Annotated in this window: 24 protein-coding genes; 7 read left to right on the forward strand and 17 right to left on the reverse strand. The window is 71.8% G+C overall.

Features of this window, described 5'->3' with window-relative positions; genetic code table 11:
- Window positions 1-90 precede the first annotated feature (90 nt).
- Window positions 91-540, forward strand: coding sequence for a DoxX family membrane protein (locus tag ACFU7D_RS07640; RefSeq protein WP_378865305.1), 450 nt, complete (start codon window positions 91-93; stop codon window positions 538-540).
- A 9-nt stretch (window positions 541-549) separates the two neighbouring features.
- Here ACFU7D_RS07640 and ACFU7D_RS07645 read toward each other — a convergent pair whose 3' ends face one another.
- Window positions 550-1,851, reverse strand: coding sequence for a hypothetical protein (locus ACFU7D_RS07645; RefSeq protein ID WP_378865308.1), 1,302 nt, complete (start codon window positions 1,849-1,851; stop codon window positions 550-552).
- Between the two features lie 61 nt (window positions 1,852-1,912).
- Between ACFU7D_RS07645 and ACFU7D_RS07650 the strand changes: the two genes are divergently transcribed.
- Window positions 1,913-2,515 (forward strand): TetR/AcrR family transcriptional regulator, encoded by a 603-nt coding sequence (locus ACFU7D_RS07650; protein ID WP_378865311.1) that lies wholly within the window; start codon window positions 1,913-1,915, stop codon window positions 2,513-2,515.
- A 20-nt stretch (window positions 2,516-2,535) separates the two neighbouring features.
- Here the strand turns inward: ACFU7D_RS07650 and ACFU7D_RS07655 are convergent, their stop codons facing one another.
- From ACFU7D_RS07655 to ACFU7D_RS07705, 11 genes are all read right to left on the reverse strand, one after another.
- Complete coding sequence (locus ACFU7D_RS07655) at window positions 2,536-3,858, reverse strand: MFS transporter (RefSeq protein WP_378725682.1); 1,323 nt, start codon at window positions 3,856-3,858, stop codon at window positions 2,536-2,538.
- Window positions 3,859-4,052: 194 nt separating this feature from the next.
- Complete coding sequence (locus ACFU7D_RS07660; RefSeq protein ID WP_378865314.1) at window positions 4,053-4,514, reverse strand: MaoC family dehydratase; 462 nt, start codon at window positions 4,512-4,514, stop codon at window positions 4,053-4,055.
- Complete coding sequence (locus ACFU7D_RS07665) at window positions 4,514-5,737, reverse strand: acetyl-CoA C-acetyltransferase (RefSeq protein WP_378865317.1); 1,224 nt, start codon at window positions 5,735-5,737, stop codon at window positions 4,514-4,516. The genes ACFU7D_RS07660 and ACFU7D_RS07665 overlap by 1 nt, the downstream gene beginning before the upstream one ends.
- A gap of 13 nt (window positions 5,738-5,750) precedes the next feature.
- Window positions 5,751-6,599, reverse strand: a complete 849-nt coding sequence (locus ACFU7D_RS07670; RefSeq protein WP_378865320.1) for a MaoC family dehydratase N-terminal domain-containing protein — start codon at window positions 6,597-6,599, stop codon at window positions 5,751-5,753.
- Window positions 6,600-6,616: 17 nt separating this feature from the next.
- A complete protein-coding gene (gene fabG, locus ACFU7D_RS07675; protein ID WP_378865322.1) occupies window positions 6,617-7,354 on the reverse strand; it encodes a 3-oxoacyl-ACP reductase FabG in 738 nt (245 codons plus the stop codon).
- Window position 7,355: 1 nt separating this feature from the next.
- The gene (locus ACFU7D_RS07680) at window positions 7,356-8,516 is read right to left on the reverse strand and encodes an acyl-CoA dehydrogenase family protein (RefSeq protein ID WP_378865325.1); all 1,161 of its coding nucleotides are present in this window, start codon (window positions 8,514-8,516) and stop codon (window positions 7,356-7,358) included.
- Complete coding sequence (locus ACFU7D_RS07685; protein WP_378865327.1) at window positions 8,513-9,346, reverse strand: HpcH/HpaI aldolase/citrate lyase family protein; 834 nt, start codon at window positions 9,344-9,346, stop codon at window positions 8,513-8,515. Before ACFU7D_RS07685 ends, ACFU7D_RS07680 begins: the two co-directional genes overlap by 4 nt.
- Window positions 9,343-10,581 carry a CoA transferase gene (locus ACFU7D_RS07690; protein ID WP_378865330.1) on the reverse strand — a complete coding sequence of 413 codons (1,239 nt, stop codon included), beginning with the start codon at window positions 10,579-10,581 and terminating at the stop codon, window positions 9,343-9,345. Before ACFU7D_RS07690 ends, ACFU7D_RS07685 begins: the two co-directional genes overlap by 4 nt.
- Window positions 10,568-11,947, reverse strand: a complete 1,380-nt coding sequence (locus tag ACFU7D_RS07695) for an MFS transporter (protein WP_378865333.1) — start codon at window positions 11,945-11,947, stop codon at window positions 10,568-10,570. Before ACFU7D_RS07695 ends, ACFU7D_RS07690 begins: the two co-directional genes overlap by 14 nt.
- Window positions 11,944-12,723 (reverse strand): CoA-transferase subunit beta, encoded by a 780-nt coding sequence (locus ACFU7D_RS07700; protein ID WP_378865337.1) that lies wholly within the window; start codon window positions 12,721-12,723, stop codon window positions 11,944-11,946. The genes ACFU7D_RS07695 and ACFU7D_RS07700 overlap by 4 nt, the downstream gene beginning before the upstream one ends.
- The gene (locus ACFU7D_RS07705; RefSeq protein WP_378865340.1) at window positions 12,720-13,658 is read right to left on the reverse strand and encodes a CoA transferase subunit A; all 939 of its coding nucleotides are present in this window, start codon (window positions 13,656-13,658) and stop codon (window positions 12,720-12,722) included. Before ACFU7D_RS07705 ends, ACFU7D_RS07700 begins: the two co-directional genes overlap by 4 nt.
- A 162-nt stretch (window positions 13,659-13,820) precedes the next feature.
- On the opposite strand from ACFU7D_RS07705, the gene ACFU7D_RS07710 reads away from it, so the two are divergent.
- Window positions 13,821-14,738: an acyl-CoA thioesterase gene (locus tag ACFU7D_RS07710; RefSeq protein WP_378865343.1), complete on the forward strand. Its 918-nt coding sequence runs from the start codon at window positions 13,821-13,823 to the stop codon at window positions 14,736-14,738.
- 7 nt (window positions 14,739-14,745) lie between these two features.
- On the opposite strand, the gene ACFU7D_RS07715 is transcribed toward ACFU7D_RS07710, so the two are convergent.
- On the reverse strand, window positions 14,746-15,663 hold the full coding sequence (locus ACFU7D_RS07715) for a LysR family transcriptional regulator (protein WP_378725657.1): 918 nt from the start codon (window positions 15,661-15,663) through the stop codon (window positions 14,746-14,748).
- An 84-nt stretch (window positions 15,664-15,747) separates the two neighbouring features.
- Between ACFU7D_RS07715 and ACFU7D_RS07720 the strand changes: the two genes are divergently transcribed.
- The 3 genes from ACFU7D_RS07720 to ACFU7D_RS07730 are packed head-to-tail and all read left to right on the forward strand — an operon-like array spanning window position 15,748 to window position 18,937.
- Window positions 15,748-16,968 (forward strand): CaiB/BaiF CoA transferase family protein, encoded by a 1,221-nt coding sequence (locus ACFU7D_RS07720; protein ID WP_378865346.1) that lies wholly within the window; start codon window positions 15,748-15,750, stop codon window positions 16,966-16,968.
- 47 nt (window positions 16,969-17,015) lie between these two features.
- On the forward strand, window positions 17,016-18,164 hold the full coding sequence (locus tag ACFU7D_RS07725) for an acyl-CoA dehydrogenase family protein (RefSeq protein WP_378725653.1): 1,149 nt from the start codon (window positions 17,016-17,018) through the stop codon (window positions 18,162-18,164).
- A complete protein-coding gene (locus ACFU7D_RS07730; RefSeq protein ID WP_378865350.1) occupies window positions 18,161-18,937 on the forward strand; it encodes an enoyl-CoA hydratase/isomerase family protein in 777 nt (258 codons plus the stop codon). The genes ACFU7D_RS07725 and ACFU7D_RS07730 overlap by 4 nt, the downstream gene beginning before the upstream one ends.
- Here the strand turns inward: ACFU7D_RS07730 and ACFU7D_RS07735 are convergent.
- From ACFU7D_RS07735 to ACFU7D_RS07750, 4 genes are read right to left on the reverse strand one after another with little or no spacing between them, the layout of a single operon-like run.
- A complete protein-coding gene (locus tag ACFU7D_RS07735) occupies window positions 18,924-20,075 on the reverse strand; it encodes a glycosyltransferase (RefSeq protein ID WP_378865352.1) in 1,152 nt (383 codons plus the stop codon). The genes ACFU7D_RS07730 and ACFU7D_RS07735 overlap by 14 nt on opposite strands.
- Before the next feature lie 38 nt (window positions 20,076-20,113).
- Window positions 20,114-21,181 (reverse strand): alcohol dehydrogenase catalytic domain-containing protein, encoded by a 1,068-nt coding sequence (locus ACFU7D_RS07740; protein ID WP_378865354.1) that lies wholly within the window; start codon window positions 21,179-21,181, stop codon window positions 20,114-20,116.
- A complete protein-coding gene (locus tag ACFU7D_RS07745; protein WP_378865356.1) occupies window positions 21,178-21,651 on the reverse strand; it encodes a DUF4334 domain-containing protein in 474 nt (157 codons plus the stop codon). Before ACFU7D_RS07745 ends, ACFU7D_RS07740 begins: the two co-directional genes overlap by 4 nt.
- A 2-nt stretch (window positions 21,652-21,653) precedes the next feature.
- A complete protein-coding gene (locus ACFU7D_RS07750) occupies window positions 21,654-23,255 on the reverse strand; it encodes a succinic semialdehyde dehydrogenase (protein ID WP_378865358.1) in 1,602 nt (533 codons plus the stop codon).
- A 164-nt stretch (window positions 23,256-23,419) separates the two neighbouring features.
- Here ACFU7D_RS07750 and ACFU7D_RS07755 point away from each other — a divergent pair, with 164 nt between their 5' ends.
- A complete protein-coding gene (locus ACFU7D_RS07755) occupies window positions 23,420-24,634 on the forward strand; it encodes an oxygenase MpaB family protein (protein ID WP_378725614.1) in 1,215 nt (404 codons plus the stop codon).
- Window positions 24,635-24,752: the final 118 nt, after the last annotated feature.

The raw sequence follows: 24,752 nt of genomic DNA on the forward strand, positions 1-24,752 counted from the left end.
GAGTCTAGGGACGAAATCTAGTCATTGACAAGATCCAGGTCGTCGCGCCAGTCTTGTCACTGTCAAGTTTCTGGACGAAAGGAGGAACGCATGGCTCCGCTGCTGATCCTGTCGATCGTCACCATCGTCGTCCGCGTCGCCGGGCTGGGTGGTGAGAGGTCATGGGCGCGCGCCCTGCGATACGGGCTCGCCGCGATGTTCACGGCCACGGGCGTCGCCCACTTCGTGGGGATGCGGGACGAGCTGATCGCCATGGTGCCGCCGGCACTGCCCGAGCCCGGGCTGCTGGTGACGGTCACCGGTGTGCTCGAGCTCCTGGGTGCCGCCGGGCTGGTGTGGCGGCGTACGACCCGGGCGGCCGCGATCGCGCTCGGGCTGATGCTGGTCGCGATGTTCCCCGCGAACGTGTACGCGGCGACCCACGGCCTCACCACCGAGTGGCTCGACCACCTGGTGCCGCGCACGATCCTGCAGATCGTCTTCCTCGCCGCGACCGCGGTCGTCGCCCGTGGTCACCGGTGGCGCGGCCCGGCCGGCTGAGGCCCGGTCTCAGGCCATCGATCCGTGCGCCTCGGTCATCGCCTCGTCGACGCCATAGGTCGCGAGCCGCTTGCGCAGCACCCGGAGGGTGTAGGCGTCGAACGGCGCGTGGAACCGGCCGGAGCAGGCGCGGGTGACCAGGACGTAGCGGCCGAGGACGAAGGGCGCGGTCGCGGCGACGAGGGCACGGTCCAGCCGACCGAGATCGACCCCCATCGTGCCGCTGCCGCGGCCGAAGGCCTGGGTGAAGAAGGTCTTGCTCCAGGCGAGCTCGACGCGGTCGGCGACCCGGTCGTAGGGCGTCCGTCCCGGGCGGAGATAGGCCGCGAGCGTGGAGCGCACCAGCTCCCCGCAGGTGGCGTCGTCGAAGTCGTGCCGCAGCGTCGCCGCCCGGGCGTGGAAGACCCGGACGATGCCCTCGGGGTCGGCGGGCAGGAGGTCCTCGGGCAGCCCCATGAGGAAGCAGCGGTAGCGGACAAACTCGTGGATCGCCCGCTCGTGGGCGGTCCACTCCGTGCGGCCCTGGCGCACCGCGGCCGTGGCCAGGATGTAGATCGGGATCATGCCGGCGGGCATCTGGTCGACCTGCGGGACGGGGACGCCGTAGACCTGCTGGTCCCACTTCGCCGACCGCTTGAGCGCGTTGTAGCGGACGACGGAGTGCATCAGGCGTACGTGTGCGGTGGTCTCGAAGCCGACGCCGAAGCGGTCGAGGGCGCCCGGCAGGGTGGTCACGGCGAAGAAGCTGCTCGTCTCGATGACGCGCCGCGCCGCCCGCTTGTCGGAGAGCGCGCCGGTCAGGGCCATCGGCAGGGCGGCATAGGTGTTGATGAAGGTGGCGAGGAACGCGCCACGGATGATGAACGGCGCGAACAGCGCCGCGCTGACCCGGGAGTGCCGCGCGCCCTCCTCGACCAGGTCCATGTCGAGCCAGTCCGGCACGACCTCCATGGACGCGATGAACCTCCGCAGCTCCTCGGGCGCGTCCGGGACGGCTCCGACGCCCTCGCGGCAGGCGGTGGACAGCATCCGGATCAGGCCCTTCATGCCGTGGTCGTCGACCAGGGCGGCGTACGGGTCGGCGACGACGTCGCCGAGCATCGTCGCGGAGTGCATCAGCTCGACGACCTTCTCGTCGGCGAGCAGGCCGGCGCGGTCGTCGACGCCCCGGGGCAGCGAGGACCGTACGTCCAGGTCGGTGGTGAAGCGGTGGGGCGTCGCGGACAGGTCGACGTCGCCGTACATGTGCGGCTGGAGGATGGCCTGGGAGCGGACCCGCTCGGCCAGCTCGGGGTAGTGGCTCGTCGTCATCATCCTCAACTTTCAGTCTGTTAGTTCCTATCTGACAGGTTGAAAGTTAGGCTGTCAAGCAATGAGTTCCACAGCCACCCGCAAGCGCATGACCGGCCAGGACCGCCGCGAGCAGATCCTCGACGTCCTGCTCACGATCGTCGACGCCGAGGGGTTCCATGCCGCCACGCCCAACCGGGTCGCGGAGGAGGCCGGCGTGACTCGGCCCGTGCTCTACCAGCAGTTCGGCGACATGGCCGGGCTCTACGTCGCCCTCGTCGACCGCGAGTTCGCCCGTGCCGGGAAGCAGTTCGCCGCCGGGGTCGCCGCGCTGGACCTGTCGGACCCGTCGACCGTCTTCGTGGGGACCTTCCGGGTGGCGCTCGACTCGATCGCGGAGTCGCGGGCCACCTGGCGGCTGTTCCTGTTCCCGCCGCAGGGGGCGCCGCCGGCGCTGCACGCCCGGCTCGAGGAGTCCGAGGCCGTCGTACGCGCCTTCCTCCGGCAGGGGCTGGAGTCGGTCTTCCCGAGCACCCCCGACCCGGAGCTGGTGGCCCGTCTGCTGCACGCGTCAGGACGGGAGCTGCTCAGGATGCGGCTCGAGGATCCGGCCGAGGCGACCGAGGAACGCCTGATCGCCCTCGTCGAGCACCAGGTGGGGCTCCGCCTCGCGGCGCTCGACTGAAGGCGATCAGGCGTCAGGGGTCAGCGCGCGGCGGGAACCGCCGCGGGCTCGTCGGCCGCCGCCTCGGCGGTCTTGCGGCCGAGCAGAGCGCGGGAGCAGAACAGCGAGATCACGGTGGTCACGACGCCGAAGGCGACCGGCACCACGATGCTGCCGGAGGTGTCGAGGAGCCACTGCAGGATCATCGGCGTGGTCCCGCACAGGGCGCCGGAGAGGCCGTAGGTGACCGAGATGCCGGTGTAGCGGACCCGCGCCGGGAAGGCCTGGGCCAGCATGCCGGCCATGATCGCGTAGAACATCACGTCGGGGATGGTGGCCAGCACCGCGCCGATCATCGCCAGCGTCCAGTTGCCGGTGCTCATCAGCACGAACATCAACGCGAGCGCCGGGATCTCGAGGCCGAGCAGGACGGTGACCAGGGTGCGCGGGTTCCAGCGGGTGGCGAGCACCGCACCGAACGGCTGCACGAAGAACTGCACGAGGCTGGCGATCAGGATGATGGTCAGGAAGGAGTCCTTCCCGAAGCCGAGGTGGGTGGTGGCCCAGGAGAGCGCGAAGGTGTCGCGAGCGTAGACGACCACGAAGACGCACAGGATGCCGAAGACGCCGAGGGTCAGCTCGCGGGAGTTGCTCCGGAACAGCTCGATCACCGGCACCCGGACGACCTCGTTGCGCTCCTGGAGGTCCTTCATCGCCGGGGACTCCTCGAGGCTGAGCCTGATCACGAGCCCGACCACGACCAGCGCGGCCGACGCCAGGAACGGCAGTCGCCAGGCCCATTCGAGAAGGGCGTCGTCGGGGAGCAGGCCGGTGACGGCGAGGAAGCTGAGGGTGGCCAGGATCCGGCCGGCGGGGGAGCCCTGCTGAGCGAAGGCGCCGAACAGGAAGCCGCGGTCGGGACGGGTGTGCTCGGTCGCGATCAGCACGGCGCCGCCCCACTCACCGCCGACGGCGAGGCCCTGCAGCAGCCGGAGGATGATCAGCAGCACCGGCGCCGCGGCGCCGATGGCCGCGTGCGTCGGCAGCAGCCCGACGCCGACCGTGGTGACGCCCATGAGCAGCAGGGTCAGGATCAAGGAGCGCTTGCGGCCGATCCGGTCACCGAGGTGGCCGAAGACCACACCGCCGAGCGGCCGGGTCAGGAACCCGACGGCGAACGTCGCGAAGGAGAGCAGGGTCGCAACCGCGGGCTCGGCGTTGCTGAAGAACAGTGGCCCGAAGACCAGAGCGGACGCGGTGCCGTAGATGTAGAAGTCGTACCACTCGATGGTGGTGCCGACGAACGCGGCGATGCCCGCCTTGCGGGCCATCCGTTCGTCGGGGACGCGCGTTGACTGGGTCATGGGGACTGCTCCTCCGGGAATTGTGTGTCGTCACGCACCGGGCTGTGTGACCGCGTTCACACTAAGAACGATCGCCATTGCACGTCCAACACCAAATGTAGATGGCATTGATATCGCCTGTGGGCCTAATCGGGCTCCGGGCATGCCGAAGCCGCCGATCGTCCGCAGGGACGACCGGCGGCACTCGTGAGGCGTCAGGGAAGGACCAGGGTGATGCTCTCCGCGACGCAGACCGGTCGCTCGGCCCCTTCCGCCTCGACGGTCCAGGCGACCAGCACCTGGGTCCCGGCCGGGACCGCCCGGACCTCCTTGATCCGCGGCGTGGCCCGGATCTTCGTGCCGACCTGGACCGGTGCGGGGAAACGCACCTTCTCCAGGCCGTAGTTGAGCCGGGCCGAGCCGGCCGCGATCGTGTAGAGCTGGGTGGAGAAGCCGGGCAGCATCGACAGGGTGAGGTAGCCGTGTGCGATCGTGCCGCCGAAGGACGAGGCGGTGGCTCGCTCGACGTCGACGTGGATCCACTGCTGGTCACCGGTGAGCTCCGCGAAGCGGTCCACGCGTTCCTGGGTGATCTGCACCCAGTCCGTGGCGCCGAGCTCCTCGCCGACAGCAGCCTCGATCGCCTCGATCGCCTCGATCGAGGTGAACGTACGCATCAGGCGATCCGCTCGAAGACGGCGGCGAGGCCCTGGCCGCCGCCGATGCACATGGTCTCGAGGCCGTAGCGCGCCTCGCGGCGGTGCAGCTCGCGGGCGAGCGTGCCGAGCATCCGTACGCCGGTGGCGCCGACGGGGTGGCCCAGCGAGATGCCGGAGCCGTGGACGTTGGTGCGCTCGAGGTCCTCGTCGGTGAACTTCCACTCGCGCATCACCGCCAGCGCCTGGGCGGCGAAGGCCTCGTTGAGCTCGATGACGTCGATGTCGGCCATCGTCAGGCCGGCTTTCGCGAGGGCGGCCTCCGTGGCGGGGACCGGGCCGATGCCCATCACGTCAGGACGTACGCCGGCAGCGGCCCAGGACACGAGCCTGACCAGCGGCCGCAGGCCGAGCTGCTCGGCCACCTCGGCGGTGGTGACCAGGCACATCGCGGCGGCGTCGTTCTGGCCGCTGGCGTTGCCGGCGGTGACGGTCGCCTCGGGGTCGGAGGAGCCGAGGATCGGCCGCAGCCTCCCGAGCGACTCCATCGTGGTGTCGGCGCGGGGGTGCTCGTCGGTGTCGACGACGACATCGCCCTTCCTCGACGGCACGGTGACCGGCACGATCTCGTCGGCGAAGGCGCCGCTCTGCTGGGCGGCGACGGCGCGCTGGTGGGAGCTGACGGCGAGCCGGTCCTGCTCCTCACGGCCGATGGAGTATTCGCGCCGCAGGTTCTCGGCGGTCTCGAGCATGCCGCCGGGCACCGGGTGGAACCGGCCGCCGGGGGTCTGGCGGCCACGGGTGAGGCCGTCGTGGATCTGCACGCCGCTGCGCGCGCCGCCCCAGCGCATGTCGAGAGAGTAGAAGGCGACGTTGCTCATCGAATCCGCGCCGCCGGCGACCACGATCTCGCTGGCGCCGGAGGCCACCTGCATCACCGCGTTGGCGACGGCCTGCAGCCCGGAGCCGCAGCGACGGTCGACCTGCTGGCCGCCGACGGTGACCGGGAGCCCGGCGTCGAGCCCGACCACGCGGCCGATCGCCGGTGCCTCGGCGTTGGGGTAGCAGTGGCCGAGGATGACGTCGTCGATCCGCTCCGGGTCGATGCCGGTGCGGGCGAGCAGGCCCTGCAGCGCGGTGACGCCGAGGTCGACCGGGCTCAGGTCCTTGAAGACGCCGCCGTAACGGCCGATCGGGGTGCGGACGGGCTCGCAGATGACCACGTCGCGGGAGGTGTCGTTCATGGGTGGATGCCTTTCAGGGGGTTGCGGTCGCCAGCTCGGCCGTGAGGCCGGCCAGCGCGGTGCCGTCGGGGCGCCGCAGCGCCACCTCGGCGGTGTCTGGGGTGGGCGCGTCGATCCGCACGTGTGCGGGGTCGCCGCAGAACAGCGGCGCGGTGTTGCGATGCCGTAGGCGGCGTACGGCCTGGTCGGGGTGGGCCAGCCGGATCGCCTCGGCGAGCACCAGGGTCGAGAGCGGGCCGTGCACGACCAGCCCGGGATAGCCCTCGACCCGGGTGGCGTAGGGCCAGTCGTAGTGGATCCGGTGCGGGTTGGCGCTCGCCGCGCTGAACCGCATCAGCAGCGTCGGGTCGGTGACGAAGCGCCAGCCGTCGGCCTCGGGGACCAGCGGAGCGCCGGCGGGGTCGACGACTGCCGGCTCGGGATCCGGGAACGACGATGGCGCCGGTGCGGCGTCGCGGTAGATCAGGTCCTGCCGTTCCTCCACGAGCAGGTCGTCGCGCTCTTTGTCGACCAGGCGGATGAGCACCTTGACGACCGCCAGCCGGCCGCTGCGGCCGTCCTTCTCCTCGACGGAGACGACCTCGGACTCGCGGACGACCTCGGCACCGACCCGGAGGTCGCCGTGGAAGGTCACCTCGCCGCCGGCGAACATCCGCCGGGGCAGGTCGATCGGCGGCAGGAAGTCGCCGCGGCGCGGGTGGCCGTCGACGCCGATGACCGAGGACACCGGCCAGCGCGGGAGCGCGACCCAGTGCCACAGCGGCGGGAGTAGGTCCCCGGCGGCCGGCACCGGAGTGCCGCTGTCGAGGAGCGCACCGAGGGCGGCGACCGGACCCGCGTCGAGGGTCTCGGTCGACGTCACCCGCCGCGGCCGCCAGGTCACATGAACCTTCCGCCGGTCACCTCGGCGACCGTTCCGGTCATGTAGGAGGAGAGCGAGGAGGCGTAGAAGAGGGCGACGTTGGCGATCTCGGCCGGTTCACCGGCGCGGCCCATCGGGATCTCGGCCATCTTCTCGTCCCAGATCCGCTGCGGCATCGCCTCGGTCATCGCGGAGCGGATCAGGCCGGGCTGGATCGCGTTGACCCGGACGCCGTGGTGGGCCATCTCCTTGGCCGCGGCCTTGGTCAGCCCGACGATGCCGGCCTTCGCGGCGGAGTAGTTGGTCTGCCCGACCATGCCGACCTTGCCGGAGATCGAGGAGATGTTCACGATCGCGCCGGACTTCTGCTCGCGCATCCGGGCGGCGGCGAGCCGGGTGCCGTGCCAGCAGCCCTTCAGGTGCACCGCGATGACCTGGTCGAACTGGTCCTCGGTCATCTTCCGCATGGTCGCGTCGCGGGTGATGCCCGCGTTGTTGACGACGATGTCGAGCGAGCCGTACGTCGCGACCGCGGTCTCCAGAGCGCGCTCCACGTCCTCGGCGCTGACCACGTCGCAGGCCACGCCGGTGGCCACGTCCGGACCCAGCTCCTTGGCCGCGGCCTCGGCGGCGGCGCCGTCGAGATCGGCGAGCACCACCCGCGCCCCCTCCGCCACGAAGCGCTCGGCGACGGCGAGACCGATGCCCTGGGCGCCGCCGGTGATCACCGCGGTGCGGTTGTCGAGAAGTGCCATGTCAGTTCTTTCCCTTCTGGTCGCGCGCCACCAGCTGGGCGGCGATCACGTTGCGCTGGATCTCGTTGGTGCCCTCGCCGACGATCATCAGCGGGGCGTCGCGGAAGTAGCGCTCCACGTCGTACTCCTTGGAGTAGCCGTAGCCGCCGTGTACCCGCACCGCGTCGAGGGCGACCTGCATGGCCGCCTCGGAGGCGAAGAGCTTGGCCATCCCGGCCTCCATGTCGGCGCGGTCGCCGGCGTCGAGGCGCTCCGCGGCGTCGAGGGTCATCAGGCGGGCCGCGCGCATCTTGGTGCCCATCTCGGCGAGCAGGTTGCCGACCGACTGGTGCTTCCAGATCGGCTTGCCGAAGCTCTCCCGGGTCTGGGCGTAGGAGAGCGCGTCGTCGAGCGCGGCCTGGCCGACGCCGACGGCGCGGGCCGCGACCTGGATCCGGCCGACCTCGAGGCCTCGCATCATGTGGCCCCAGCCTCGGTCGGGGACGCCGCCCAGGACCGCGGTCGCCGGGACGCGCATCTTGTCGAAGCTGAGCTCGCAGGCCTCGACGCCGCGGTAGCCGAGCTTGGGGATCTTGCCCGAGACGGTGAGCCCGTCGCCGGGCTCGACCAGCACCACGCTCATGCCCTGGTGCGCGGGCTTCGCCGAGCGGTCGGTGATGCAGAGCAGCCCGATGAGGCCGGCGTGCTGGGCGTTGGAGATCCAGGTCTTCGAGCCGGTGATGACCAGGTCGTCGCCGTCGGCGTCGGCGAACGTACGCATCCCCTGCAGGTCGCTGCCGCCGGACGGCTCGGTCAGGGCCATCGTGGCGCGCAGGCTGCCGTCGGCCATCCGGGGCAGGTAGGCCTCCTGCTGCTCCGTGGTGCCGAAGTGGCGGACCAGGTAGCTGATCACCGAGTGGCCGCCGATCGCGCCGGCCAGGCTCATCCAGCCACGGGCGAGCTCCTCGGTCACCCGCGCGAAGCAGGCCGTGCTCACGTCGACGCCGCCGTGCTCGGCGGGCACCAGGAGACCGAAGAAGCCGAGCTTCTTCATCTCCTCGATGAGCTCCGCGGGATAGATGTCGTCCGCCTCGAACTCGCGCACCCGGGGGCGTACGCGCTCGTCGACGAAGTCGGCGACGAGCCGGACCATGTCCTGCTCGTCGGGGGTCAGGCTGCTCATGACTCTGCTCCTGGGGTGGGTCGGGTGAGGGAGACGATGCGGCGGGCGCGGGCGACGACGGGGGCGTCGGCCATCCGGCCGTCGACGAGGGCGACGCCGTCCTCGGTCGCGGCGGCCAGGACGCGCTCGGCCCAGGCGACCTCGTCGGGGGTGGGTGCCAGGGCCGCGGCGGCCGGGGCCACCTGGCCGGGGTGGATGCAGAGCTTGCCGGCGAACCCGAGGGCGGCCACCGCGGTGACGTCGGCGGTCAGCCGCTCGTGGTCGCGTACGTCGCCGGTGACGCCGTCGATCGGGCCGGCCAGGCCGCCGATCGCGGAGGCGAGGACCAGGTTGCCGCGCGCCGGCGCGAGGGCGGGTGCGTGGTCGGGATCGACGCCGAGCTCGGCGGCCAGGTCGTAGCTGCCGAAGGCGAGGCGTACGACGCCGGGGGAGCGGGCCAGGTCGATCGCCCGGGCCACCCCGAGCGCGGTCTCGACCAGGGCGACGACGGCGGAGCCGGCGGAAAGACTCGCCACGAGGGCCGCCACGGTCTCGGTGCTGTCGGCCTTCGGCAGCACCACGGTCGTCGGAGTGCCGAGGGCTGCCAACGCGGCGATGTCGGCGTCGTGCCAGGCGGAGCCGGCGGCGTTGACCCGCACGGCCACGGTGACCTCGGCCCGGGGGAGCCAGTCGACGACGTGGCCGCGGGCCGCGTCCTTGGCCGCCGGGGCGACCGCGTCCTCGAGATCGAGGACGACCACGTCGGGGCCGGCGGCAGCAGCCTTGGCGAACCGCTCCGGCCGGTCGCCGGGCACGAACAGCCACGTGCGTGCGGTCTCTGCCGCGCTCATCGGGCCACCACCTCGCGGGTGCCGATGACACCGCGACCGATCAGGTCCTCCAGCCTGTCGGTGGGCAGCCCGAGGACGCCGGCGAGCACGTCGCCGGTGTCCTGTCCGACGGCGGGCGCCGGACGGGGCGCGCTCCGGTGGCCGTCGACGGTGACCGGGGCGCCCGGGGCGAGCAGGTCGCCGACGCCGGGCTGGGTGATCGTCGAGAACAGCGGGTGCTCGCGCAGCAGCCGGGCGTCGTCGGCGGCGAGGTCGCGGAAGCTGCGGTAGGGCGACCACAGGATCCGGGTCTGTGCGAGAGCCTTCGTGACGTACGCCGTGTCGTGCTGCTCGAACCAGGCGGCGACCAGGCCGCCGAGCACGGTGCGGTGCCGGAACCGCGTGCCCTCGTCGGAGAAGTCGGCGTCGAGCGCGCGGGCGAGCGCGGCCACCGCGTCGCCGAGGCCGGTGATGCCCAGCAGGTCCGACCACTGTCGCGGGGTGAGGGCCACCAGCATGAAGCGGTCGCCGTCCGCGGTCGTGAAGTCGCGGCCGAAGGTGCCGTAGACGTGGTTGCCGATCGAGCCGCGCTCGCCGGCCGGCCGCAGCTGCGCCTCGGCGAGGTAGCCGAGGTTGCCGGCGACCGCGAGGGCGACGTCCTCCAGCGCGACCCGCACCTCGGCGCCCTCGCCGGTGACCGTACGCCGGCGCTCGGCGGCCAGCAGGCCGGTCGCGAGGTGGAGCCCGGCTGCGAGGTCCCAGGCCGGGACCACGCCGTTCACCGGTGCCGCATGCTCCTCCGGGCCGGTCACGAGCGGGAATCCGGTGCCGGCCTGGACGGTGTAGTCGACGGCGGTCCCGCCGTCGTGGCGGCCGGTGAGGAGCACGTGGATGACGTCGTCGCGGCGGGCGCGCAGCGCGGCGTACCCGAGCTCGGTCCAGCGCTCGGTGTTGGTGACCACAATGCCGCCCGACGGGCCGCCCGAGACGACCAGGTCGGCGACCAGCTGCCGCCCCTCCGGGTGGGTGCAGTCGACGGCGATCGCCTTCTTGCCCGGGTTGAGCCCGTTCCAGTAGAGGCTGGCGCCGTCGTCGCTGAGCGGCCACCGAGTGCGGTCCGGTGCGCCCTCGAGCGGCTCGACGCGGATCACCTCGGCGCCGAGCTGAGCCAGCGTGGTGCCGCACAGCGGCGTGGCGACGAAGCTCGACACCTCGATGACGCGTAGGCCGGCGAGCGGGGGGTCAGCGGTGGTCATGGAGCACCCTTTCTGTGGCGGGCTCGGAGGACGGGGCCGTGGGACCGGCCATCGCCCAGGTCAGGGCGACGGCCGCGACCGGCACGCCGTAGACGAGCGAGAGATTTCCGGTCGGGTAGGCGATCGCGACCCAGGAGTAGCCGATCGCGAGGCCGGTGAAGCGGAGCATGTTGTGGAGCCCGAGCGCGACCCCGTCGGCGGCCGCCGGCGAGGTCATCAGGCCGAGCGCCGAGGTCGCCTGGACGACACCGATCGCCGAGCCGGTCAGCACGAGCGCGGCCACGGTGAGCCCCACGACCGTGCCGGACCCGGAGGCGGTCGCGGCCAGCGGCAGCGCGAGCAGGCCGAGCGCGAGCAGCACCAGCCCGCCGCGCAGGGTGCGCCGGGCGGTGAACCGTTCGGTGATCCGGGAGGAGAGCGGTGCGGCGAGCGTCATCGCCAGGGCCAGCGCGAGCATGGTGATGCCGATGTGTCCCGGTCCCAGGCCGAGGTCACGGCCCAGGTGGAGCGGAGTGGCGACGATCGCCACGCCGAGGCTGCCCATCACCGTCCCGGCGGCCATCGTGCTCGCGACGAACCTCCGCTCGGTGAGGAGGCCGGGTGGTACGAAGGGGCCGGCGCTGGTGCGCCCGAGCTGCGCGTGGACGACCAGGGCGAGCACGCCCACGGCCGCCATCCCTGCCGCCACCGCGACCTCGCCGTGCTGTCCCAGCCAGCTGACCGCGCCGACGAGCGCGCCGACCCCGACCAGGAGCGTCGCCATGCCGCTGACGTGGAGCGGGGCGTACGAGGCGGGTACGTCGGGCACCACCGTCAGGCAGAGCACCAGCAGCACGGCGCTGAGCGAGGCATGGGTGAGGAACACCCACCGCCAGCCGAGCGTGTCGGCGACCAGGCCGCCCAGCGGTGGCCCGAGCGCCTGGCCGACGCCGATCGCGGCCGCCCAGGCGGCCATCACCCGCGCCCGGTCACCGGCCCAGTGCCGGCCGAGCACCTGCTGGATCGCGGGCGGCACCGCCGAGCAGGCGACTCCCTGCAGGGCACGCATCACGACCAGGAACCCGAGCCCCTGGCTGAATGCGGCGCCCGCCTGTGCGGCCACCATCAGCAGCAGCGACCCGGCCAGCACGCGCCGGGAGCCGAACCGCTGGCACATCCAGCCCGAGATCGGGGCGAAGACGACCATCGCCAGGGTGAAGGCGCTGACCGCGAAGACGATCCCGCGCGACGAGGCCCCGATCGCGTGGGCGATCACGTTGATCGGCGCGCTGATGATCGTGCTCGACAGGGTGCCGAGCGTGGAGCACGCCAGCAGGGCGACGTACGCCGACCGGCGCGGCTCGAGCGGGACGGAGGACGTGCTCATCGGAGGTAGAGCCGCACCGTGTCGATCTCGTCGCGGAGCAGCCTGACCTCCTCGACGGTGGGCCGGTCGGTCTCGCGTACGTCATCGGCGACCGGGATGTCCCACCCGGTCGCGGCGCGGACCTCGTCGACGGTGAGGCCGGGGTGGACCTCGCTGATCTCGAGCTCGCCGAGCTTGTCGGGGCGGCGCAGCACGGCCATCGGGGTGATCACGGTCGAGACCCCGTGGCCCGGAGGCACCATCCGCGGGTCCTCCTGATGTGCCCGCACCGGGCTGGGCGAGGTGCAGAAGTCGAGCTGCGCCGGCAGGGCGCCGGGGTCGTGGCGACGCAGCACGACGACGCACTCGCCGGCGTTCGGCATGATCTCCGCGGCGCCGCCGGCACCGGGGAGCCGGACGGTGGGCTTGTCCCACTCGCCGATGAAGCTGGTGTTGAGGCTGCCCCAGCGGTCGACCTGGGCCGCGCCGAGGAAGCCGACGTCGACGTGGCCGCGCTGGAGCACGTAGCCGAACAGCGCGGGCATGCTCAGCACCGCCGCGGCTCCGGAGACCAGCACCGAGTCGGCGATGCCCTCCGCCAGTCCCTCCGGCTGCGCGCCGCAGATCCCCGACTCGTAGACCAGCTCGACGTCGGGGTTCACAGTGCGCCGGGCCAGGTCGACGGCGAGCGTCGGCAGCCCGACACCGGCGAAGACGCGGTGCTTGCCGACGAGCTGCCGGGCGGCGACTGCCGCGAGGAACTCGGTGCTGGACGGAGCCACGTCCGAGAAGGTCATGACGCCTCCTGGGCGACCCGGCGGCCGAAGTCGACGGGCTGCGAGAGGCGGGGAGCGACACCGAGCCCGGCCCAGCGCTCTGCGCCGAGCTTGTCGAGATACGCCTCCCGGTCGGGGACGCCGTGCACCCACTCCTCGAGCCAGCCGAGCACCGCCTCCCGGTCGCGGCTGATCGGCGTCCACTCCCGGTAGAAGGCGTTGTCACGGTCGTAGTGGCCCTGCGTGTAGGACGGATGGGCGCCGCCGGGGCACTCCACCACCGCGGTGACCGCGTGCGAGGGCAGCACGGTGCGGTTCGGGTCGGAGCGGACCACGTCCTCCTCGACGATCTCCTCGACGGTCACGATCACGGTCTCGGCCGCGTACGCCGCCTCCTGCTGGGCCCCGACGATGCCCCACATCTGGACGTTGCCGGAGCGGTCGGCGCGCTGGGCGTGGAGGATCGTCACGTCCGGGCGCAGCGGTGGCACGACGTAGATGTCGGGTCCGCCGTAGGGATCGGCGACCTTGCGGATCAGCGGGTTGAGCTTCGGCAGATCGCTGCCCGCGTACGAGCGGAGCGGGAAGAACGGCAGCCCGGAGGCGCCGGCCTGGTAGCGGCAGACCATGCCGTAGTGGCTGTACTCCTCGACCTCGAGCGGCTTCGGGTCGGCGTTCTCCACCCGCCGCCGGACCTCGTGCAGGGAGCCCGCCGAGCCGCTGGCGAAGAACGAGGCCACGAGCTTCGAGACGCAGCCGGCGGCGATCATCTGGTCGGCCAGCAGGTCGGGGGTCATCCGGCAGAACGTCAGGTCGCGACGGCCTTGCCGGATGATCTCGTGGCCTGCGGCGAACGGGATCAGGTGACCGAAGCCCTCCAGCGCGACCGTCATGCCGTCGCGTACGTGGGCGGCCACCGCCGAGGTGAGATCGGTGACCTTGTCGGGCGCGGCCATGGGTGCTCCTCGGGGCGGGCAGGGGGTGGTCAGTGGTCCCAGCCTGCCGCCAGCCGCATGCCGAACTCCAATACTTCTTCCGCCGCTCACTGTTGACGGATACGTATGAATAGTTCGAGACAGATATCGAAAGTGATGACAAACGACGGCACAATGAGCCGGGTGGACCATGCCTCTCCTGCTGCCGACACCCGTGCCGCCGTGACCCTCGACGAGCTGCTCGACCTCCTCGACCTGAGCTGCGTCGACGAACCGACCGGCCGGGTCGGTCATTGGATCGGGCAGCCGCAGCAGCATCCCGCCGGCAGGCTCTTCGGTGGCCTCCTCCTGGCTCAGGCGCTGGTCGCCGCAGGCCGTGGGATCGGGGCCGACCAGCGGATCATCAGCCTGCAGGCCGACTTCATCGGTGGAGTGCCGACTGACCGGCCGCTGCACTGGGAGGTCACGGTCGTCTCGGACGCACCATCGCTGGCGACCCGGCGCAGCCGGCTGCTCGACGACGCGGGGGAGGAGCTCTTCGGCGCGGTCACGCGGTGGGCGACGGTCCGCGCCGATCTGCCCTCCTACAGCTCCATCCGGCCAGCGCCCGCGCCCGACCCCGAGACGCTGCCGGACCACTCCGACAGGTTCGGCTCCGACGAGCGGATCCCGCCCTGGTGGCGACTCCGGCGACCGATCCACTTCCGGCACGCGGTGGCCCCGCCGTACGTCACCGTCGCCGAGCCCGCCGAGCCCGCCGACCGGCAGACGACCTTCTTCCGAGCAACCGGCCCGCTGCCTGACGACGCGGTCCTCCGGGCGGCGCTGGTCGCCTACGTGAGCGACATGAGCATCCTCGAGGCGTCGTTCCTGGCCCTCGGGTCAGCACGGCACGAGCCAGGCGCCCGGATCCTCAGCCTGACCCATGCGCTGACGTTCCATGCCGCCTCCGACCTGACCGAGTGGCACCAGTTCGACTGCCGGGTGGAGTCGATCGCCCACGGGCGTGCCCACGGCGTCGGTGCGCTGTTCGACGCGGCCGGTCGCCATGTGGCCACCGCGTCGCAGGTCGGTCTGGTGAAGGTCTCGACCGACCGCTGACCAGGGCTCAGGCGGGCAGGTCGTTCGGCAGGTCCGGCGTCGGCAGCGCCTCCTCCGAGGCGCGCAGCACCGCGCGCAGCGCCGGGCTCCGGTCGTCCTGACGCCAGGCGATCTGCTGGAACGTGGGGCGGTCGCACTCGGTGATCCGGACCACCTCGATGCCGGTCTGCACGACGTTGGCGAGCGCGGTGTCGAGCGTGAACGTGACGCCGACCCCCGCCGCGACCAGCGCGACCGCGGTCCAGCTGTCCGGCGCGGTCTGCACGATGTTCGGTACGAAGCCGGCCTGGGAGGCGGTCTCGATGAAGGCGTCACGCACGCTGGAGCCCGGGTCGGCGGGCAGCGCGACGAACGGCTCGTCGCGGCACTCCGCCATGCTGACCTGCTCGCGGCCGGCCAGCCGGTGGCCTGCCGGAACGGCGAGCACGTAGTGCTCGACGGCGATCACGCGGTGCGCGAGCCCCTGGGGCTCGATCCGCCACCGGGCGATCGCCAGGTCGAGCTCGCCGTCCTGCAGCGAGCGCAGCGCCTCGTAGTTGTAGGTGGTGCTCTGCAGGATGAGCTCGATCCCGGGATGCTGCTCGCGCACGATCCGGCCGAGCTGTCCGACCAGCACGTGGGAGGAGGGGCCGGCGAACCCGATCCGGACCCGCCCGGTCTCGCCCCGGCCCGCCGAACGCACCGCCCGGCGCGCGGTGCGCATGCCCTCGAGCACCTCTTGGGCAGGTCGCACCAGGGCCTCGCCGGCCGACGTCAGCCGGACGCTCCGGGTGGTGCGGTCGAACAGCTGGGCGCCGAGATCGCGCTCGAGCTGCTTGATGGTGCGGCTCAGCGGCGGCTGGGCGATGTGCAGCCGCTCGGCCGCCCGGCCGAAGTGGAGCTCCTCGGCGACGGCCAGGAACGCTTCGAGGTGGTGCAGGTCCATAGGGGCAACTCTTGCATCATTGGGAACAATCGGCCAAGCATTAGGTATTGGACGAGCATAAGAAGTCGCGGGATGCTTTCTTCCATGACCACCGACCTGCTGCCGCTGGACGGCATCACCGTGGTCGCCCTCGAGCAGGCCGTCGCGGCCCCGCTCGCCACCCGCCACCTCGCGGACCTCGGTGCCCGCGTGATCAAGCTGGAGCGGGTGGGCGAGGGTGACTTCGCCCGCAACTACGACCACGCGGTGCACGGCCTCGCCTCGCACTTCGTCTGGCTCAACCGCGGAAAGGAGTCGGTGGCGCTCGACCTCAAGTCGCCCGACGGCGCCGAGCTCGCCCGCCGGCTGGTCGCACGAGCCGACGTGTTCCTGCAGAACGCCGCGCCCGGCGCCGCCGAGCGGCTCGGGCTCGGCGCGGCGGAGCTCGCCGAACGGCACCCTCGGCTCGTCGTCGCCGGCATCTCGGGCTACGGCACCGGCGGCCCGCTGCGGGACCGGAAGGCGTACGACATGCTGATCCAGGCCGAGTCCGGGCTGATCTCGGTCACCGGCACCCCGGAGACCGCGACCAAGACCGGCGTCCCCAGCTCCGACATCGCCGCCGGGCTCTACACGAGCCAGGCGATCGTCGCGGCCCTGTTCCGCCGCGAGCGCACCGGGAAGGGCGGCATCGTCGACGTGTCGATGTTCGACGCGACCGTCGAGTGGCTCGGCCACCCGATGTACATGCAGATGTACGGCGGCCGGCAGATCCCCCGGATGGGGCTCAGCCACGCCTCGATCGCACCGTACGACGCCTACCCGACCGCCGACGGGGAGATCCTGATCGGCGTCCAGAACGACCGCGGCTGGCGGGCGCTGGTGACCGACGTCTTCGAGCGGCCCGATCTCGTCGAGCATCCCCGGCTGGCGACCAACCCGCTGCGGGTGGAGCACCGCGAGGAGTGCGACGCGGTCGTCGCCGAGCACACCCGCGGCTTCACCACGGCCGACCTCGACGCCCGGCTCGCCGCCGCCGGTGTGCCCGCCGCCCAGATCAACGACATGTCCGGCCTGGTCGACCACCCGCAGCTCACCGGTCGTGACCGGTGGCGCGAGGTCGACACCCCCTCGGGGCCGGTCCGTGGCGTCCTGCCGCCGATGACGTTCCGTGACGTCGAGCTGCCGATGGGCGCGATCCCCGAGCTCGGTGCCCACACCGATGCCGTCCTCACCGAGCTCGGCCTCGACGCCGGCAGCATCGACCGGCTGGCCGCTGGCGGCGTGGTCGGCCGGCCCAGTGACGTACCCGTCCCCGCGCCCTGACCCGGCCCTGACCCGGCCCGAACCCCTCGCACGAAGGAGCAGCACCCATGGAGCCCGACGAGTTCACCTCGATCCTCGACGCCGTCCGCGCGTTCGTCCGCAAGGAGGTCGTCACGGCCGAGGACGAGATCGAGGAGACCGACCAGATCCCCGACCGGATCCGGCAGCAGGCCGCGGCCATGGGGCTGTTCGGCTACGCCATCCCCGAGGAGTACGGCGGTCTCGGCTTCACCATGTCCGAGGAGGTCCGGCTGGCGATGGAGCTCGGCTGGACTACTCCGTCCTTCCGCTCGATGTTCGGCACCAACAACGGGATCGCCGGCCAGGTGCTGGTCAACTGCGGCACCGAGCGGCAGAAGCAGCAGTACCTGCCCGGGCTGGCCAGCGGCGAGCTGGTCGCCTCCTTCGCGCTCACCGAGCCCGAGGCCGGCTCCGACCCGAGCGGCCTGCGCACCCGCGCGGTGCGCGAGGGCGACGAGTACGTCATCAGTGGGCAGAAGCGCTTCATCACCAACGCGATCTGGGCCGACCTGCTCATGGTCTTCGCCCGCACCGGCGATCACAGCGAGGGTGCGAAGAACATCTCCGTGTTCGTGGTGCCGACCGACACCCCCGGCGTCACCATCGGCCCGCGCGACCACAAGATGGGCCAGCGCGGCGCGGTGACCTCCGAGATCTTCTTCGACGGCGCCCGGGTGCCCGCCGCGAACCTGGTCGGCGAGGTCGAGGGCGAAGGCTTCTCCGCGGCGATGCGGTCGCTGGCCAAGGGCCGGCTGCACATCGCCGCGCTGACCGTCGGCCTGGCGGACCGATTGATCGAGGAGAGCTTGCGTCACGCCACGACCAACGGCCAGGGCGGCCAGAAGCTGGCGGAGTTCCAGCTGATCCAGGCGATGCTCGCCGAGAGCCGGACCGAGGCGTACGCCGGTCGCGCGATGGTCCTCGAGGCCGCCCGCAGCTGGGACGACGGCAGCGACCGGCGCACGGCACCGTCGCTGTGCAAGCTGTTCTGCACCGAGGCGGTCGACCGGATCGCCGACCGGGCGGTCCAGATCCACGGCGGCCTCGGCTACATGCGCGAGGTGCCGGTCGAGCGGTTCTACCGCGACGCGCGGCTGTTCCGGCTCTACGAGGGCACCAGCGAGATCCAGAAGCTGATCATCGCCAAGCAGATGGTCAAGGAGTTCCAGGGATGAGCTCGGAGCGCGGCAAGGCGGTCCGGGTCGAGGACCGTGGCCACGTCCGGATCCTCACCCTCGACCGACCCGAGCGCCGCAACGCGCTCGACCTCGCCGACCGGCTGGACCTGCTCACCGCGCTCCGGGACGCCGAGGTGGAGGCGCGTGCCGTCGTCCTGACCGGTGCGGGCTCGGTGTTCTCCGCGGGCGGCGACATCCGGTCGATGTCGCAGGACCGCGACGTCGCCCGGCAGCGGCTGGAGGTCGTCAACGCCGTCGTCCGCCAGCTGGTCACCGGCGACCTGCCGCTCGTCGCGGCGGTCGAGGGCGGCGCCTACGGCCTCGGCCTCGCCCTGGCCGCAGCCTGCGACCTGGTGGTCGCCGGCCGCTCGGCGACCTTCTCGACGTCCTTCGGGAAGATCGGGCTCGGCCCCGACACCGGTCTCGCCTACACGCTCCCGCGGCGCGTCGGGCAGGGGAGGGCGCGCGAGCTGCTCCTGACCGTACGCACCTTCGACGCGGTCGAGGCCGAGCGGATCGGAGCGGTCGAGGCCGTCGTCGAGGACGGCACGGCCCTCGACCACGCCGTCGAGCTGGCCTCGCGGCTGGCCGAGCTCTCCGCGCCGATGGTGACCGGCACCCGGCGCCTCCTCGACCAGACCGATCAGAGCCTCGACGGCGTACTCGCGGCCGAGGCCGACCTCCAGGTCGAGCTGCTCGCGGGCTCGCAGTTCGCCGAGGGCCGGGCGGCCTTCCTCGAGCGCCGCCGCCCCGACTTCATCGGCGCCTGAGCACCTGAGCGCCGGGCGCCGGGCCGGCGAGCAACAGCTCCGCGGCCCTCGCCGCTCCGTCGACCCTTGCCTCGGTGGCCATCGAGGTCGCCTGCGCGCGGACCTCGGGCTCGAGCGCGGCACCGAGCGCCGCGGTGAGCGACTCGACCGTAGGCGCGGCGCCGTCGTGGCCGACACCGAGGCCGAGCGCGGCCACCTGCCCGGCCCAGTAGACCTGGTCACCGGCCTGGGGGACGACCACCTGCGGGGCGCCGGCCCGATAGGCCGTGGTCGTCGTGCCCGCGCCGCCGTGGTGGACGACGGCGGCGACCCGGCCGAAGAGCCGCTGGTGGCTGACCTCGCCGACGACGAAGCAGTCGGCGCGACCGTCGATGACGTCCAGGCCCGCCCATCCGCGCCCGATGACCACCCGCCGGCCGTGGGCGCGGATGGCCTCGATCGCGACCCGTACGCTCTCCTCGCCGACCGTGCGCATGCTGCCGAATCCGACGTAGACCGGCTCCGCTCCGCCGTCGAGGAAGCCCAGCAGATCGGCCGGGAGCGGACGCTCGTCCTCGAGCATCCAGGCGCCGGTCTGAGCGACGTCGAGACGGGACTTCCCGTTCCACGGGCCGAGGGTCGGATCGGCCGCCAGGAGCGGGTGAGTGGTGAACATGAGCTCGCCGACATCGGTGACCGGCGAGAGCCCGATCGAAGCCCGGTGGGCGTCGAGAGGCTCCTTGAACAGCTCGGTGAAGCCGCGCCCGTCCAGGCCGTCGACGACGTCGGGGCAGAAGAGGACGTAGTGGTAGGGGATGCCCAGCCTCTCGGCGACCGAGGGTGCGACGAACTGCGACATCGCGGTGGCCACGACCACGTCGCAGCCCTCCGCAGCCCCGGCCACGGTGTCGTACTGCGCGGTGATGAAGTCGGTCACCCGCTGGTGGCGCTCCTCGGGCGTCGGCGGCCGCTCCCACGACCGCCAGGGCTTGAGGAACGGTACGTGCGGCACCCCCTCCCGCTCCAGCAGCTCGACGAACTCCTCGTCCGGCGGCGCGCACATCCGCACCTCCGCGCCCCTCCGCAGCAGCTGCACCGCGAGCGCCACCATCGGCTCGACGTCTCCCCGCGATCCGTACGTCGACAACAGCAGGCGCATCATGGCTCCGTTCCGTGGCTCCGGGCCATGCCCGAGGATCAGGGCAGCATAACGGGCTTGAGCACCCTCCCGGCGCGTTGCTCGGCGACCGCGACGTCCCACTCCGCGAGCGGGAAGGTGGTGACCAGGCGGTCGAGCGGGAGGGTGCCGGCGGCGTGGCGGCGGAGCAGCTCGGGGACGAGCTCGCGGGGCACCGCGTCACCCTCCACGCAGCCGCGGAGGGTGAGGCCGCGCAGCATCAGGCGGCGTACGTCGATCTCGGCTCGCGCCCGGCCCAGGCCGACCACGGCCAGGGTGCCGAGCGGGTCCAGCAGGTCGAGGACGCGGTCGACGACCTCGGGGCGTCCCGAGGTGTCGAGGGCATGGCTGATCCCCGGATCGGCCAGCTCGTCGAAGGACTCATAGGCCTTGGCGCCGAACGACCCGACCAGCTCGCGCCGAGAGGCCAACGGTTCCACGACGATCACCTCGACCCCTTCGGAACGTGCCGCGAGCACGGCCGCTGCGCCCACGCCACCGGCACCGACGACCAGCAGCCGAGAGCCCGGCCCGGGGCGGAGCACGTTGAGCACCGCGCCCGCACCGGTCAGGAAGCCGCAGCCGAGCGGCGCCGCGACCTCGGGCGCCACGTCCCCGACGGGTACGCAGGCACTGGCCGCCACGAGCGCGTGGCTCGCGAACGACGACTGTCCGAAGAACGAGGCGAAGACCGGCTGGCCGTCCACGGTGACCGTGGCGCTGCCGTCGGGGCGGTGCCCGGCGTTGTTGAGCCGCTGTGCCTGCTCGCAATAGGCCGGGGCGCCGCCGAGGCAGCGCTCGCAGGAACCGCAGGAGCGGAACGAGAGCACCACCCGCTCGCCGACGGCGAGGTCGGAGACCGCGGCACCGACCTGCTCGACGATGCCGCAGCCCTCGTGTCCGAGCACGGCCGGAGTGGTGCCGAGTGCGGCCCGGGTGGCGAGGTCGGTGTGGCACAGGCCAACCGCCTCGATCCGGACGAGCACCTCGTCCTCGCGGGGTGCGTCCAGCTGCGCTGTGACCAGCTCGGCGGGGGTGTCGGTGCCGCGGGTGAGCAGCACCCGAGCCGCAGTGCCTGTCCCGCTCATGCGCGCTCCAGCCCGAAGTAGAAGTGCCGCCCGGCCGGGTCGAGCACGACGGAAGGCTTGCCGTTCATGATCCCCATCAGGGTGTCGCCGTCGACCCGTTTGAAGTGGTCGAGGACCGGCATCCCGTCGTAGACCATGGTGGCGGTGACCTCGCCACGGAACTCGACGTTCCACAGGCTCGCCTCGCCGCGGCCGGACTTCACGTCGGAGTAGAGCGAGCCGTCCTCGGCCCGGCAGATGAGCGGCTTGGCGTCGTCGAGGGCGTCGAACCGCTTGCCGTGCCAGCTGCTCGTGGCCAGCGTCTTCTCGATCGGGTGCCCGGTCGAGAACGCGAAGCCGCGCCAGGAGCCCAGGATCGCCGATGCCGCGACGGTGTCGAGGCCCGCCCAGACCTTGTCGAGCTCGGCCGGGTCGACGGGGCCGTCGACCGCGCGGAGCTCGTTGAAACGTACGGCTGTCTGCAGGGTCACCATCACCGGACTCCGATCTTGCGCATGAGCGTGAGCTGCTTGTTGGTCGACTCGACGAAGGACTCGGTCTTGCCGGGTGCGGCGCCGAGCGGGATCAGCCGCTGGATCGCGACCGTCTGCGACTCGGTGAACTTCCGGATGCCCTCGGCTCCGTGGCGGCGGCCGAGACCGCTCTCGCCCATGCCGCCCATCCCGGCCTCGATGCTGCCGGCCGCGGCTGCGGCACCGTCGTTGATGTTGACCGACCCGGCGCGGATCTGCGGCGCCATCCGGGCCGCCTCGTGGGTGTCGCGCGACCAGATCGAGGCCGACAGTCCGTAGCAGCCCTCGTTGGCGAGCGCGATCGCCTCCTCGTCCGTACGGAACGGGTAGAGCTCGACGACCGGCCCGAAGGTCTCCTCGGCGTAGACGCGCATCTCCGGGGTGACCCCCTCCAGGACGGTCGGCTCGAAGCAGAGCGGTCCCAGGTCGGGCCGGGCCCGTCCGCCGGTGAGCACGGTCGCGCCGTGGGCCACGGCATCTTCCACGTGTGCGGTGACCGCGTCGAGCTGACGCTGCGAGATCAGCGGTCCGAGCTCGACGGAGAAGTCGAGAGCCTGCCCGATCCGCTGCTCCGCGGTCGCCGCGACGAAGCCGTCGCGGAAGGACTCATAGACCGACTCGTGCACGTAGATCCGCTCGATGCTGATGCACATCTGCCCCGTGTTGGCGTACGCAGCCGCGACCGCCCCGGCCACGGCCTTGTCGACGTCGGCATCCGCGCGCACGATGAGCGGGTTCTTGCCGCCCAGCTCGAGCGAGGCCCCGACCAGCCGGCGCCCGGCCTGCTCGGCGACGATCCGCCCGGTCGCGGTGGATCCGGTGAAGCAGACGAAGTCGGCCTCGTCGACCAGCGCCGTGCCGACCGGCACACCCTCGCCGACGACGATCTGCCAGACGTCGGCGGGTAGACCCGCCTCGGCCAGCAGGGCGTGGGTCCACAGCATGGTGAGCGAGGTCTGCGGGTCGGCCTTGGAGACGACGGCGTTGCCGGCCAGCAGCGCCGGGAGCACGTCGCCGACGCCGAGGTAGAGCGGGTAGTTCCACGGCGAGATGATCCCGACGACCCCCTTGGGGACGCGCACCTCGGTCACCTTCGTCAGCAGCGGGACCATGCCGCGTACCCGGTTGTCGGCGAGGTGGCGGCGCGCGCGACGGGCGTAGTGACGCGCGATCGTGGCGACCTGGGCGATCTCCTGCCAGGCATGGAAGCGGGACTTGCCGGTCTCCCACTGGATCAGGTCCAGGACCTGGTCCTGACGCTCGACGAGGAGGTCGTGGAAGGCGAGCACGACCTGGCACCGCCGCGCAAGCGGCAGCGCGGCCCAGGAGCGCTGCGCGACCCGTCCGCGGGAGACGGCCTCGGTGACGTCGAGGACCGACGAGCTCGGCACCGGGGCGGTCGGCAGCAGGTCATAGGGCGCCAGGGCGACCACGTCGGGCGTCGGCTCGCCGGCACCGCTGCAGACCCGGGCGCGTAGGTCGTCGAGGACGGGTTCGGTCAGCCACCCGGGCCGGAACACCGACCCGGTGACAGGTGCGGCGTGGTCTTCTCTGGTCGTCATGGCAGCCCATTTCTAATCTTGATTCACAAATTTGCCCGGCCATCGCGATGAGGGGGCGAGAGCCATTGCGTGACGTCCGTCACTGGCCGTATGTTAATCAGGAATCACATTCGCGTCGACCCCTAAAGGCCGAGCGAATCCCTCCAAAGGTGGAAGGTAAGTCAATGGGAGATCTCAGTCGTAGAGGGTTCATCTCGCTGGGTGCGGCGCTCGGTTTCGTGGGTGTGGCCGAAGGCGTCGCACCGTCTTGGAGCTGGGCGTCGACAGGGTCGATCGCCGGCGCGGCCCCGTACGCCGACCCGCAGTGGGTCTGGGACGACCGGATCGACGCGATCATGAAGTCGGTGCTCGACAACGGTCAGGTGTCCGCGGTCAACACCGCGATCCGCCCGTGGGTCGACAACAACGACCCGTTGCCGACCGGCCTGCCCGCGGACCTCACCGCCTACCTGCAGGACGTCAACCAGCTGCCCGAGTGGGCCGACATGGACAAGCTGACGCTGGCCGCGGACTTCAACCGCCGCAAGGACACCTACCTGTTCGCGCTCTACAGCGTCGGCAGCGGGATCATGAGCACCGTCATCCCGCGGGAGGCCAAGTCGGTCTACTGGTCCAAGGGTGGCGCCGACATGCAGGACCGCGCTGCCAAGACCTTCACGTTCGGCTACGACATGGCGCAGTTGCACGCCTTCGAGCCTCAGGGTCAGTTCATCGTCACGGCCAACAAGACCCGGATGGTGCATGCGGCGGTGCGCCACCTGCTGCCGCAGCTCCCGCAGTGGCGCGAGGGCGCCACCGAGCACAACCAGATCCCGATCAGCAACGGCGACATCCTGGTCACCTTCCACAGCCTCGGCACCTTCGTGCACAAGAAGTTCAAGGAGTGGCGCATCCCGATGACCGCGGCCGAGGAGGAGGCGTTCCTGCACTCCTGGCAGGTCGCCATCTCCCTGCTCGGCGTCCAGGACCGGTTCATCCCGCAGACCTGGGCGGATGCGCACGCCCAGGCCGCGCAGGTGCTCACCCCGATCCTCGCGCCCACCGCCGAGGGCAACAGCCTCGCCGAGACGCTTCTCGGCCTGACCGCCCAGGTCGACCTTGGCGTCACCCGTGGGTTCCTCAACGAGTTCGTCCGCTACACGCTCGGCGACGAGATCTCCAACTGGCTCGGCCTGCGTCGCGACTACGTCTCGGCCGCCTTGATCAAGACCGCTTGGCCCGCCTACATCGCGTTCCGCGAGGGCACGATCAACGTCCTGCCGGGCTCCTACTACATGTTCGACCAGTTCGTCAGGGCGCTCGCGATGGCGTTCCTCAACGGCGGTGAGTCGGGCCAGACCACCCCGATCGAGATCCCTGACATCAACCGACCGTCCTGAGGTCTCAGAGACCGAGGGCGTGCATCAGGAGGGCGGTGACCCTCTCCTCGTTGCCGTCCTGCCAGTGGAGCAGCCGGCCGGACTCGGCGACCACGCCGAGTCCGGCATGGACCTCGAC

It is taken from the genome of Nocardioides sp. NPDC057577, assembly GCF_042801335.1.
GTDB lineage: Bacteria > Actinomycetota > Actinomycetes > Propionibacteriales > Nocardioidaceae > Nocardioides.